This is a genomic window from Actinoplanes palleronii (assembly GCF_016862315.1).
Taxonomy (GTDB): domain Bacteria; phylum Actinomycetota; class Actinomycetes; order Mycobacteriales; family Micromonosporaceae; genus Actinoplanes; species Actinoplanes palleronii.
The window spans coordinates 100,929-113,429 of the sequence record NZ_BOMS01000005.1 but is presented as its reverse complement, the minus strand read 5'-3'; the positions used below and the strand labels follow the sequence as shown (position 1 = coordinate 113,429).

General features: G+C 71.6%; 10 protein-coding genes. 8 read left to right on the top strand and 2 right to left on the bottom strand.

Going from position 1 to position 12,501, the window contains the following annotated elements; translation table 11 throughout:
* Window positions 1–743 precede the first annotated feature (743 nt).
* Together Apa02nite_RS01525 and Apa02nite_RS01520 are read left to right on the top strand one after the other, a co-directional pair.
* Window positions 744–1,349, top strand: a complete 606-nt coding sequence (locus Apa02nite_RS01525; protein WP_067690246.1) for a response regulator transcription factor — start codon at window positions 744–746, stop codon at window positions 1,347–1,349.
* A gap of 128 nt (window positions 1,350–1,477) precedes the next feature.
* Entirely contained in the window at window positions 1,478–2,032 is a 555-nt protein-coding gene (locus Apa02nite_RS01520; protein ID WP_067690210.1) for a VanZ family protein, read from the top strand.
* On the opposite strand, the gene Apa02nite_RS01515 is transcribed toward Apa02nite_RS01520, so the two are convergent.
* Window positions 1,974–3,089, bottom strand: coding sequence for a glycosyltransferase (locus Apa02nite_RS01515; RefSeq protein WP_239164045.1), 1,116 nt, complete (start codon window positions 3,087–3,089; stop codon window positions 1,974–1,976). The genes Apa02nite_RS01520 and Apa02nite_RS01515 overlap by 59 nt on opposite strands.
* A gap of 435 nt (window positions 3,090–3,524) precedes the next feature.
* On the opposite strand from Apa02nite_RS01515, the gene Apa02nite_RS01510 reads away from it, so the two are divergent.
* From Apa02nite_RS01510 to Apa02nite_RS01490, 5 genes are read left to right on the top strand one after another with little or no spacing between them, the layout of a single operon-like run.
* Complete coding sequence (locus Apa02nite_RS01510) at window positions 3,525–5,495, top strand: nucleoside-diphosphate sugar epimerase/dehydratase (RefSeq protein WP_203823475.1); 1,971 nt, start codon at window positions 3,525–3,527, stop codon at window positions 5,493–5,495.
* Between the two features lie 26 nt (window positions 5,496–5,521).
* Window positions 5,522–6,778, top strand: coding sequence for a nucleotide sugar dehydrogenase (locus Apa02nite_RS01505; protein ID WP_203823474.1), 1,257 nt, complete (start codon window positions 5,522–5,524; stop codon window positions 6,776–6,778).
* A 12-nt stretch (window positions 6,779–6,790) separates the two neighbouring features.
* Entirely contained in the window at window positions 6,791–7,477 is a 687-nt protein-coding gene (locus Apa02nite_RS01500; protein ID WP_203823473.1) for a sugar transferase, read from the top strand.
* Complete coding sequence (locus Apa02nite_RS01495; protein WP_203823472.1) at window positions 7,467–8,567, top strand: aspartate aminotransferase family protein; 1,101 nt, start codon at window positions 7,467–7,469, stop codon at window positions 8,565–8,567. The genes Apa02nite_RS01500 and Apa02nite_RS01495 overlap by 11 nt, the downstream gene beginning before the upstream one ends.
* A 37-nt stretch (window positions 8,568–8,604) precedes the next feature.
* Window positions 8,605–9,840, top strand: a complete 1,236-nt coding sequence (locus Apa02nite_RS01490; protein WP_203823471.1) for a hypothetical protein — start codon at window positions 8,605–8,607, stop codon at window positions 9,838–9,840.
* A 410-nt stretch (window positions 9,841–10,250) separates the two neighbouring features.
* Here Apa02nite_RS01490 and Apa02nite_RS01485 read toward each other — a convergent pair whose 3' ends face one another.
* Window positions 10,251–11,138 carry a WD40 repeat domain-containing protein gene (locus tag Apa02nite_RS01485; protein ID WP_203823470.1) on the bottom strand — a complete coding sequence of 296 codons (888 nt, stop codon included), beginning with the start codon at window positions 11,136–11,138 and terminating at the stop codon, window positions 10,251–10,253.
* Window positions 11,139–11,264: 126 nt separating this feature from the next.
* Between Apa02nite_RS01485 and fdhA the strand changes: the two genes are divergently transcribed.
* Window positions 11,265–12,500: a formaldehyde dehydrogenase, glutathione-independent gene (fdhA, locus tag Apa02nite_RS01480; RefSeq protein WP_203823469.1), complete on the top strand. Its 1,236-nt coding sequence runs from the start codon at window positions 11,265–11,267 to the stop codon at window positions 12,498–12,500.
* The last annotated feature ends 1 nt before the right edge of the window (window position 12,501 follow it).

Genomic DNA, 12,501 nt, shown 5'->3' with positions numbered 1-12,501 from the left:
CGCCGAGCCGCGCCGAGCCGCGCCGAGCCGCGCCGAGCCGCGCCGAGCCGCGCCGAGCCGCGCCGCGCCGCGCCGCGCCGCGCCGCGCCACCGCGCCGCGCCACCGCGCCGCGGTCCCGCAGTGACGGGCCGCGCTGCGCCGCCGCCCTAATGTGCCGGGCCGGGCCGGGCCGGGGCGGGGTGCCGTGGCGTGGGTCTGCGTCGTGCTGGGAGGGCTGGTGGGTGACTTGGGGGTGAGGAAAGGGGGTGGGGGAATGTGGGATTGGGGGGAGGGGTGATCAATTCGGTAATCAAAAACGGACTTGGGGGGTGGGGGCTTTGGGGAGGGTGGGAAAGGGAACGTGAAGGATCATTGTTTTTGGCGTGGGGAAATGGAAGGATGATGTCCGGAAAAAGGGGATTTGCGGGGAAAGCTGGCTAATTTCACTGGCGTATCAGCGGGATGAACCCGTCGTTTCGGTAGGGGGAGTCGTTGATCTGGTGGACCTCACTCCGTCTAACGGCCGACAGAGCGTGCGCGGAACGTTTCACTCAGTTAGTTTATGGGGGTGCCCCGTGCCTGCTCGCGGTGGCACAGATCCGTTATGACCTGCGTCGTGTCGTACTGTTAAAGATCTTTATCGGATCGACTTGTGCCGCACCCGCAGAATGGTCCTCGAGTCATCTGAGAATTATTGCGTCGAGCGTTCCAGACGGGGTCGGCGCCGGGTCTCCGCCCGGTTCCCATCGACGAGGGTGGTGTGATGATCCGGGTCGTGGTGGTGAGAGACGAGGGATACTTCGGCGTCCCGGTGCGTACGTTCCTGGAGACCGAACCGGACATGCACTACGTCACCACGCTGCCGATCAACAGCGAGCTGGCCCCGCGTGCCGCGCAGTTGTGGCCCGCGGTGATCGTGATCGACACCGAGTACATGGTGAGTCAGGTCCTGCCGCTCGCCGACGAGTTGCACACCGCCATACCGTCCTGCGCGATGCTGCTGCTCTGTGATCCGTCCAAGCGCGGCATGCTGCCGCCCCGCCGGTGGAACGGCGGCCTGAACTTCCTGCTCAAGAGCGCGGCCGGCACCGCACTGGCCGACTCGGTGCGGCGGCTGGCGGCGGGCGAGCGGGTGGTCTCGCCGATGCTGCAGGCCGCCTCGCTGAACACCGACCGGGGATTGAGCACCCGGGAGCTGGAAGTGCTCGGCCTGGCCGCCGAGGGCGAGTCGGTGAAGGAGATCGCCGGGCGGCTCTACCTCTCCGGCGGGACCGTTCGGAATTACCTTTCCGCGGTGATCACCAAGACCGGCGCGCGCAATCGGCTGGACGCCATTCGGATCGCCCGAAAAGAGGGATGGCTCCGATAAGCGAAGGTACCGGAAGGTAAGCGAGGTAACGGACGCGCCGGCGAAATGCACTCGCAGGGTGGTGCTGAGGCTCACCCGATCACTCGAAGGGAGGGCCGGCCCGGCCGGGTCGCGTAGCGTTGGATTCGATGCACGCTCAATATTTCCAGGTTCCCGCTCTGCCGGTGCTGCTGCCCCTGGGTGGCGTACTCATGATTTTGTCCTGGCTCTGGCTGCGCCGTCAGGGCCTGCTCACCACTCGTCGCCTGATCGTGGCGTGGGCGCTGTCCTGGTACGTGGTCGCCGTCCTCGGCGCCACCATGCTGCCGCTGCCGCTCTCCTGGGGCCCCGACTCGGGCCCGGCGGAGACCTACCGGATCCTGCTGGTCCCGTCGTTCAGCACGCGCCGCCGTGACTTCGTGCTGAACGCGCTGATGCTCCTGCCGCTGGCCGGGCTGCTGCACCTGAACTTCGGTGTCACCGAGCGCAACCGGGTGGTCCGGATCGGGTTCCTGCTGAGCCTGAGCATCGAGATCACCCAGCTGGTGCTGATCCTCACGGTGCACGGCAACCGCTGGGCGGACGTCAACGACCTGCTCTCCAACACCCTCGGCACGTTCCTCGGCTGGGTGCTGTGGCGGCGCCTCATGCGTTCCGGGCGGTTCCGGGACGCGGTGACGGGAGTTCCGGCAGAGGTGCGGTGAGCCGGTCGTAGATCTGTCCGACCGCGCTTGCCAGGTGGTCCGCGTCGTACCGTGATCCGGCCGTGCGGGGCGGCAACCGCGCGCCGCCGCGTTCGGCGTGGCAGAGGACTTCGGCGCGCAGCGTACGAGGAAGGGATTCCCGGTCGTGCGGGGTGAGCCGGTGGGTGCCGCGGACCGGTGACCGGGCCGCGGCCCGCTCCTCCAGCGGCGCGCACGCGGCGTAGACGACCGGCAGCCCGGCGGCGAGCGCCTCGAGCGCGGCGAGGCCGCAGGTGTGCTGGTCCGGTGAGGCGAAGACGTCCATGGCGCAGAGCATCTCGCGCGGGTGCCGGACGGTGCCGGCGAACAGCACCCGGTCGGCGACGCCCTCGATGATCGCGAGCTGGGCCAGGGCCGGCCGGGCCGGGCCGTCGCCGACCAGCAGCAGGGCCGCGCCGGGCACCTCCGCCACCGCCCGGATCAGCAGGTCGAAGCGTCTGTCCGGGGTGAGCCGTCCGGTCACGCCGATCAGGGGTACGCCGGGGGCCACGCCGAGCCGGGCCCGGGCGGCGGCCCGCAGCGCCGGGTCGAAGCGGTACTCGGCCGGGTCGATGGCCCGGGGGACGGTGGCGATCCGCTCGTCCGGGACGCCCCAGCCGCGCAGCCGTTCGGCGATCGCCGCGGTGGCCGCGATGGTCATCTCGCCGAGCCGTTCGCTGAACAGGTAGAGCGGGCCGAGCCGGGCGGCGCCGGGGCGGCCCAGGTGGTGCTCGGTGGCGACCACGTGCGGGACGCCGGCCAGCCGGGCCGCGATCCGGCCCTGCACGCAGGCCCGGTACAGGTGCGTGTGCACCAGGTCGAACCGGCCGCGCCGGATCAGGCGGCGCAATCGTACGATCGCGGTCAGGTCCCGGTCGCCGGCCGTGGGCAGCTCGTGCACCGGTATCCCGGCGGCCCGGATGGCCTGTGCCTCGGCGCCGGGCGGGGAGAGCGTCACCACCTCGCTGTCGTGCGGCAGGCGGCCCAGCAGCAGCCGGAGTTGATGCTCGGCGCCGCCCTCCGCAGCAGTGCTGATCACGTGCAGCACCCTCATCCTCGTCCCCCAGTCGCATAGTCGACAGAACGCTTGCGACGGCTCCTGCGAGAACGGTCCCGGAATAGCCGGGGAAGTGTTAGTCGCAGATGTCACGTCTAAAGTGAGGATCATTCACTGTCGATATGACATCATCCACCGATTGGCCTGTATCACGCAGCCGAATGGGGTCGCGGAAATGCGCGATCGAGGTCCTGTGCTGGATGAATAGCGGTACGTGAGAATTTTTCGCGTAGGCCGTGACAATTGCTACTGTAATCGACTCCCCGGAGACTGGAACCCTGAAAGTCGCGAATAGCCGGATCGATGCGACCCGGTGCGCCTGGGGCGCAATTATCAACTCTGCGAAATTGCCGGTTCTTTTTGCGCACGCAAGGTTCCGCGGCCGGTTCCCGCCGGCATCGTACGAGGGGGAATCTCATGCAGACACGGCGAGCCGCCGCTGGCGACCCAGCGGCGGACCTCATACCTGGTGAGTGGCCCGGCCGGGCGGCGCCGTGGTTCCGCGCGGCACTGCCCGGCCGGGCGGCCCGCGCCGCCGCCGACGCGCTCGCCCTGGCGACCGCACTCCTGATCGCCACCCTGCTGCGTCACGACGGACACCTGGAATACCTGGACGGCGCCGGCCTGATGGCGCTGTCGCTGGTCGCCGCGGTGGTGCACACCGCGGCCGGCATCCAGTTCGGCCTCTACACCGGACGCTGGTCGTACGGCTGCTTCGAGGAGATCCTGGCGCTGGCCAAGACGGCCGCGGTCACCACGCCGCTGGTGTTCGTGCTGGACACCCTGCTGGGCCGGCTGGTGCCGCGCTCGGCGATCATCGGGGCCGGGCTGATCGGGCTGGTCCTGGCGGCCGGGATCCGGTACGCCGTACGGCTGTTGCACGACCAGCGGCTGCGCCCGCACCCCGAGTCCGGGACCCGGGTCGTGGTGGTCGGTGCCGGTGAGGGCGCGACCCAGGTGATCCGGGCGATGCTGCGCAGCCCGTCCAGCCCGTACGTGCCGGTCGCGCTGCTCGACGACGACCCGACCAAGCGCGCCCTGCAGATCATGGGGGTGCCGGTGGCCGGCAACCGTACGGCGCTGGCCGAGGTGGTCCGCCGGTTCCGTGCCGACGCCGTGGTGATCGCCATCCCGAGCGCCGGGGCCGACCTGGTCCGCGAGCTCACCGGGCTGGCCGAGCCGCTGAACGTGGACCTCAAGGTGCTCCCGCCGGTGGTCGAGCTGTTCGGCCGGACCGTGCGGGTCGAGGACATCCGCCCGGTCAGCCACGCCGACCTGCTCGGCCGGCGCGAGATCACCATCGACCTGGCCGCCATCGCCGGGTACCTGCAGGGCCGCCGGGTGCTGGTCACCGGCGCGGGCGGCTCGATCGGCTCGGAGCTGTGCCGGCAGGTCGCCCGGTTCGATCCGGCCACCCTGGTGATGCTCGACCGCGACGAGTCCGGCCTGCACGCGGTGCAGCTGTCGCTGGACGGCCGGGGCATGCTCGACGACCGCAACCTGGTCGTCGCGGACATCCGCGACCAGCAGCGCCTCGACGAGGTGTTCACCGAGCACCGCCCGCAGGTGGTGTTCCACGCCGCGGCGCTCAAGCACCTGCCGCTGCTGGAGATGCACCCGTCCGAGGCGCTGAAGACCAACATCCTGGGCACCTACCAGATCCTGCAGACCGCGATGCGGCACCACGTGGACCGGCTGGTCAACATCTCCACCGACAAGGCCGCCGACCCGTGCAGCGTGCTCGGCTACTCGAAGCGGATCACCGAACGGCTCACCGCCGCCGCCGACGCGGCCGCGCCCGGCACGTACACCAGCGTGCGGTTCGGCAACGTGCTGGGCAGCCGCGGGTCGGTGCTGACCGCGTTCGCCGCGCAGGTCGAGGCGGGCGGGCCGATCACGGTCACCGACCCGGACGTGACCCGGTACTTCATGACCGTGCAGGAGGCGTGCCGGCTGGTCATCCAGGCCGGCGCGGTGGACACCCACGGCGAGGTGCTGATCCTCGACATGGGCGAGCCGGTGCGGATCGCCGACGTGGCCCGGCGGATCGCGGAGAGCGCCGGCGGGCACGTGCAGATCGTCTACACCGGACTGCGGCCCGGCGAGAAGCTGGCCGAGGTGCTGCTCGGCCCGGCCGAGCCGGACCACCGGCCGAACCATCCGCTGATCTCGCAGGCCCCGGTGCCGCCGCTGGACGGCGCGGTGCTCTCGCTGCTCGACGCGTCCGCACCGCGGGCCGACCTGATCGCGGTGCTGCGCTGGCTCTCCGAGAGCCCGGCGCTGCCCGGCCGGGCCGGACCCGCCGTGACCCCGCCGGCGCAGCGCTCCGGCGGCCGCAACGGCAAGCGTCAGGCCGAATTCACCATGCGTCTCGGGCGGCACCCGTGAGCACCGAACGAGTAGGGAGCACGCAGATGCGGGTAGTCATCGCCGGACAGGGGTACGTGGGGCTGCCGCTCGCGGTCCGCGCCGCCGAGGCCGGGCACGCCGTGGTCGGCTTCGACGTCGACGAGGACCGGATCAAGCGGCTCGCGGCCGGCGAGTCGTACGTCGACGACATCAGCTCGGCCCAGCTGCAGGCGGTGCTGGCCGGCGGGAACCTGCTCCCGTCGGCCGACCCGCGGGCCTGCGCCGGCTTCGACATCGCGGTGATCGCGGTGCCGACGCCGCTGCGCGAGGGCACCCCGGACCTGCGCTACATCGAGGAATCGGCCCGCACCCTGGCCCGCTATCTGCGGCCCGGCGCGACCGTCGCGCTGGAGTCGACCACCTACCCGGGCACCACCGGCGAGCTGGTCGGCCCGCTGCTCGAGGAGGGTTCCGGCCTGATCGCCGGGGTGGACTTCCACCTCGGTTACAGCCCGGAGCGCATCGACCCGGGCAACCGGCAGTGGAACCTGGCCACCACGCCGAAGGTGGTCTCCGGGATCAACCCGGCGTCGCTGGCGAAGGTCCAGGAGTTCTACGCGTCGGTGGTGGAGACGACCGTGCCGGTCTCCGACCCCAAGGTCGCCGAGCTGGCCAAGCTGCTCGAGAACACGTTCCGGCACGTCAACATCGCGCTGGTCAACGAGCTCGCGGTGTACGCGCACGACCTCGGCATCGACGTCTGGGAGGCGATCGACGCCGCGTCGTCGAAACCGTTCGGCTTCATGCGGTTCGTGCCCGGGCCCGGTGTCGGCGGGCACTGCCTGCCGATCGACCCGTCCTACCTGTCCTGGCGGGTGCAGCGGACCCTCGGGCAGAGCTTCCGCTTCGTCGAGCTGGCCAACGACATCAACAACCACATGCCGGACTACGTCGTACGCCGGCTGGTCGCCGCCCTGAACCGGCAACGCAAGGCGGTGAACGGATCGACGGTGCTGCTGCTCGGTCTCGCCTACAAGAAGAACAGCGGCGACGCGCGGGAGTCGCCGGCCCGCCGGGTCGCCACGCTGCTGCTGGAGATGGGCGCCGAGGTCCGGGCCGCCGACCCGCACGTGGTCGAGGACGCGCGCGTCGACCAGCGGGTGACCCGGGTGCCGCTGACCGCCGAGCAGGTGGCCGCCGCCGACGCGGTGGTGGTGCTCGCCGATCACGACGCGTTCGACCTGGACCTGGTGGTCGAGCACGCGTCGTACGTGCTGGACACCCGCCGCCGTCTCTCCGGAACCCATGTGGAATCGATCTGAGCTGGGGGAATCGTGGACCTCGTACGCCCGATCTGGAACCTGATCAACCAACTCGCCGCCGCCGTCGCACTGATCCTGCTGGCACCGCTGATCCTGGGGGTCGCCCTGTGGATCCGGGTCGCCGACGGCAAGGGTGTGCTGTTCGTCCAGGACCGGGCCGGCCGTGGTGGCCAGCCGTTCCGGATGCTGAAGTTCCGGTCGATGGTGCACGACAGCGTGGCGATGAGCGCGCAGCTGGGCATGGCCGACCCGTTCGGCCTGCTGCACGACGACCCGCGGATCACCCGGTGCGGCCGGTTCCTGCGGCGCACCAGCCTCGACGAGCTGCCCCAGCTGCTCAACGTGGTGTCCGGCCGGATGAACCTGGTCGGGCCGCGCCCGGACGTGCTGCCGCAGGTGGCGAACTACTCGCCGCTGGACGCCCGGCGCCTCGAGGTGCGGCCCGGGATCACCGGCTGGGCGCAGGTCAACGGGCGCGACGACATCGACTGGCCGGCCCGGTTCGTGCTGGACCGCTGGTACATCGACCACTGGTCGCCGCTGCTGGACCTGCGGATCGTCGGGCGGACCGTGACCGGGCTGCGCCGCGGCGAGCCGCCGGTGCACGTGGACACGCTCAACATCGAGCGGGCCGTGGAGATCCCGCAGCAACGGGTGGCGGAGCCGGCCCCGGCCGAGGACCTGTCCCGTGCCACCTGAACCGGCGGCCCGGGAGATCGGCTCGGAGTTCCACTGGGACCCGGCGGTGCTGACCGGTGGCGGGCTGCCCGGCTGGCTGCCGTCACGGCGGGAACTGTTCGCGACCGGGTGCGGGGCGTTGCGCGCGCTGCTCCGACTGCTCGCGCCGGGCGGGCGGCTGCACGTGCCGTCGTACTTCTGCATGGGGGTGGCCGAGGCGCTCGCCGAGTGCCTGCCGGTCACGTACTACCGGCAGCTGCCGGACGGGCGGGGGCCGCGCTGGGAGACGCTGCGGACCCGGCCCGGTGACGTGGTGCTCGCGCAGAACCTCTTCGGCCGCGAGGACGGTGCGGGCTGGGCGGCGTGGATCGGCGCGCACCCGGCGATCCCGGTGATCGAGGATCACTCGCACGACCCGTTCAGCGGGTGGGCGCGGACGAGCACCGCGGCGTACGCGGTGGCGTCGCTGCGCAAGACGCTGCCGGTGCCGGACGGCGGGCTGCTGTGGTCGCCGGTGGGACGGGAGCTGCCCGGCACGGAAGGGCCGGAGAGCCAGGGCGCGGCCGAGAAACTCGCCGCGATGCTGCTCAAGGGCGGGTGGCTGGCCGGGCAGCCGGTGCCGAAGGAGAGCTTCCGGGCCCTGCAGCGGCGCGGCGAGGGCACGTTGCTGGGCAGCGCCGGGCCGGCCAGCACGGTCACGGCTGCGGTGCTGCCGATGCTTGACGTGTCCGGGATCCGCGCGGCGGGCAGCCGGAACGTGGAAGCGGTGCGGACCGGGCTCTATGGACGTACCAAATATGGTCGATCCGGAAGGGACAGCGACGCCGCGCCGTTCCGCCTGCCGCTCGCCCTGCCCTCGGAGAGCGACCGTGACGCGCTGCTGGTGCGTCTCGCCGAGAATGCGATCTTCGCGCCGGTGCACTGGCGGCAGGATCGGCGCGGATGGTGGAGCGGCGATCACGAGGCGGCCGCGTGGGCGGACCGGATGCTGACCCTGCCAGTTGATCATCGGTGCAGCCCAGGAGATGTGTGCCGGATCGTCGACGTGGTCACCGAGTTCACCGCGCAGGCCTCGCGCGAATCGAAGACGGGCCATATCATCAGGGCGTGAGAGCTGCCAACACCCTCGGTGACGGCGGTCGATCGAGATGACGACCGCCGGCTGGGTCGCGCTGAGCATCGCCATCGGTGGCTCGCTCTGCTACGCGGTCGGTTCGATCCTGCAGGCCATCGGCGCCCGGCGCAGCACCAGCGCGGTCAGCACGCTGGGGCATCCGCTCTACCTGATCGGCATCGCGCTGGACATGGCCGCCTGGCTCGGCTCGATGATCGCCCTGCGCGAGCTGGCGGTCTACCTGGTCGAGTCGGTGCTGGCCGGCTCGCTCGCGATCACCGCGCTGGCCGCCTGGCTGTTCCTCGGCTCCCGGCTGCGCCGCCGCGACGTGGCGGCCATCGCGATCACCATGTGCGCGCTGGCCGGGCTGGCCCTCTCGGCCGGCCAGCAGACCATGGTGGCCGCCTCCTCCGGGCTGCGGATCGGGTTCTGCGTCGCCCTGGTCGTGGTGCTGGTGCTCGGCTGGGCCGCCACCAGGACCGGCGTTCCCGGCCTGATCGCCGCGGTCGGCGGGCTCTCGGTCGGCGCCGCCGCGCTCGGTGGCCGCGCCCTGCACCTGCCCGACGACGAGATGACCACGATGGGCTCGGCCGCCTGGACCATCGCCACCGAGCCGCTCACCTGGGTGCTGCTGGTCTTCGCGGCCAACGGCATGGTGATGTACGCGAACGCGTTGCAGCGCGGCGACGTCGGCCGGGTCACCGCGGTGCACTGGACCGGTGAGGTGATCGCGCCGTCGGTGATCGCGCTGACCATCCTCGGCGACACCGTCCGGCCCGGCTGGGAACCGGTCGCCTTGGGCGCCGCGCTGGTCACCGTCTGCTGCGCGATCGTGCTGGCCAGCGCCCCGGCGACCGTTGCGACCGCCGCCGAGAAGGCCGAACCCGGCGCGCTGCCGGCCGGCGTCGAGCCGCACGCCCTGCCCGCCCCGCCGCTGCCGGTGCTGTTCGGCGCGGCCGGGCACCCGGTCGCCGGCCTCGTCCCGATCGAGGCGTGGCGGCTGGCGATCCCGCTCGAGGCGCGGTGGCCGGCGTTGCAGCCGCCGCTGGTCCGGGGCTACGGCGTGATCGTCTGGTGGGGGCCGGCGTGGGCGCCGCTGCCGATCTGGGTGCCGCCGGACCGCACGCTGGTGCCCCGCGACCGGCCGAAACTCGCCGACCGCCCGCAGCGGATCTGGCCCGCGCGGGTCGGGCCGCAGTTGCCGGCGGCGCGCCGGCCGGCCCGGCACCGCGAGATCATCGACCCGTCCCGCCGCCGCGACGCCGCCTGATCTTTCGTTTTGCGACGGCCTGGCTTTCGGTTTGCGGCGGGGTGGTTCACCACCAGCCGCGGCGTTTGGCCCAGGTCAGGACGAGGGTGGGCAGGGTGACCACGGCGCTGCTCGAGCTGCCACACCGCCTCGGTCTGCCGCTCGATGAACCCTTCCAGGCTGCGGGCCAGGGCGGCGACCACGGCGTACGAGAGCTCCCAGCCCGTACCGGGAAGAAAACGACCGGTCCCGGATCCGCCGCAGCACCTAGCGCGTCTCCCACGTCGCGGCCTCGGCGGAGACCGCCGGGTTGACCGGCCTCAACCAGATGTCCATGGCACCTCCGTCGTCGCGGTAACCCTCGGGCACGGGGATGATCGTCGCGGTAACCCTGGGGCACGGGGATGAACCCCCGGACACGGCCCGGTGGATCAGGTGCGGCGGTCCGGGTGCGGCTGGCCGAGCGGACGCAGGTCGACCGCGCCGGTCAGGGTGCCGACCGCGAGGGTGAGCTGGCCGTACCGGTGCAGCACGGTCGCCGAGCGGCCCGGCATCGGGTCGCCGACCGGTTCGCCGGTCGCCGCGTCCCAGCGGCGCACCACCTCGTCGGACCCCGCGGTGATCAGCTCGACCCGCCCGTTCACCAGCACCGCGTCCAGGCTGTGCACCGCGGCGCTGTCCACCACGACCGGTACCCCGATCGGTTCGCCGGTCGTGGCGTCCCACCGGTGCAGGTCGGCGGTCGCCGCGGCGATCAGCCGGCGGCCGTCCGGCAGCAGGACCGGGGTGATCGCCCGGATGATGTCGTCGCCGACCACCAGCGGGAGGCCGGCCCGCGCCCCGGTACGCGGATCCCAGCGCCGGATCGCCCCGGTCCGGTCCCCGGCGCAGACGATCGGCCCGTCCGGCAGGTCCACCACGGCGAGTGCGGTGACCTGGTCCTCGTGCCGGCCGAGCGGTTCCAGGCGGGCGCCGGTCCCGGCGTCCCAGCGGATCAGCATGAACGGATCGGCGGACGTGCCGGCCAGCAGGGTCCCGGCCCACGCCGCCATCCCGCCGAGGGCGCCGGCGGGGGAGTCCGGGTGCGCGGCCACCCCGCTGCGTGGCTCCAGCCAGCCGGCGCCGTCGCCGGTACCGGTCGCGATCAGCGGATCCCGCCAGGCGACCGGGCACACGGTCAGCCCGGTGATCGCGCCGAGCGCGGCGGACTCACTGATCAGCCGGTCGTTCCGGGGGTCCCGGACCTGGACCCGTGAGCCGTTCCACGAGACCAGCATGTCGATTCCGTCGAGCGGCAGCGTCCGCAGAAAGTCGATCACGAGCGAATGATGCCACTGGATGGGTGCAATGCGATTTTCGACGCGCGTTGCCACTACCGAGGGTTCATTTCCGGCTACCACGCGAGAAACATCAGGATCGACTGCTCACCAGGATGGGAGATCACCATGGGCAACAGAGCCGTTGTCTACCAGGGCCCCGGACGTGTGGAGATCCGCGACGTGGAGTACCCGTCGTACGAGGTCAAAGACGGTCCCGGCGTGAACAAGATGAACGTCGGCCGGCGCACCCCGCACGGCGTGATCCTGAAGACGGTGACGAGCAACATCTGCGGCAGCGACCAGCACATGGTGCGGGGCCGGACGACCGCGCCGGAGGGCCTGGTCCTGGGGCACGAGATCACCGGCGAGGTGATCGACGTCGGGCCGGACGTCGAGTTCGTCAAGACCGGTGACATCGTCTCGGTGCCGTTCAACATCTCCTGCGGCCGGTGCCGCAACTGCAAGGAACGCAAGACCGGCGTCTGCCTGAACGTCAACCCGGACCGCCCCGGTTCGGCGTACGGCTACGTCGACATGGGTGGCTGGGTCGGCGGTCAGGCCGAGTACGTGATGGTCCCGTACGCCGACTGGAACCTGCTCCGCTTCCCCGACCGCGACCAGGCGCTCGCGAAGATCCTCGACCTGACCATGCTCTCCGACATCTTCCCGACCGGCTATCACGGCTGTGTGAGCGCGGGCGTGACCACCGGTTCGACCGTCTACATCGCCGGCGCCGGCCCGGTCGGCCTGGCCGCGGCCAGCTCGGCGTTCCTGCTCGGCGCGGCCGTCGTGATCGTCGGTGACCTGAACGAGGAGCGGCTGGCCCAGGCGCGCAGTTTCGGTTGCGAGACGGTGAACGTGGCGCAGGGCGAGCCGGCCGACCAGGTGCAGCAGATCCTCGGGCCGTCCGCCCCGGCGATCGGGCAGCCGCTCGTCGACTGCGCGGTCGACGCGGTCGGGTTCGAGGCGCGCGGCCACGGCCGGGATGCGCAGACCGAGAAGCCGGCCACGGTGCTCAACTCGCTGATGGACCTGACCCGGGCCGGCGGCGGGATCGGCATCCCGGGCCTGTACGTGACCGGTGACCCGGGCGGTGTCGACGACGACGCGAAGGTCGGCTCGCTCTCCCTGCGGCTCGGGCTGGGCTGGGCGAAGTCGCACTCGTTCGTGACCGGCCAGTGCCCGGTGATGAAATACCACCACGGGCTGATGATGGCGATCCTGCACGACCGGGTGCAGATCGCGAAGAACGTCAACGCCACGCCGATCCCGCTGGACGACGCCCCGCGCGGCTACACGGAGTTCGACCAGGGTGCGGCCCGCAAGTACGTCCTCGACCCGCACGGGATGGTGCGGAAGTGAA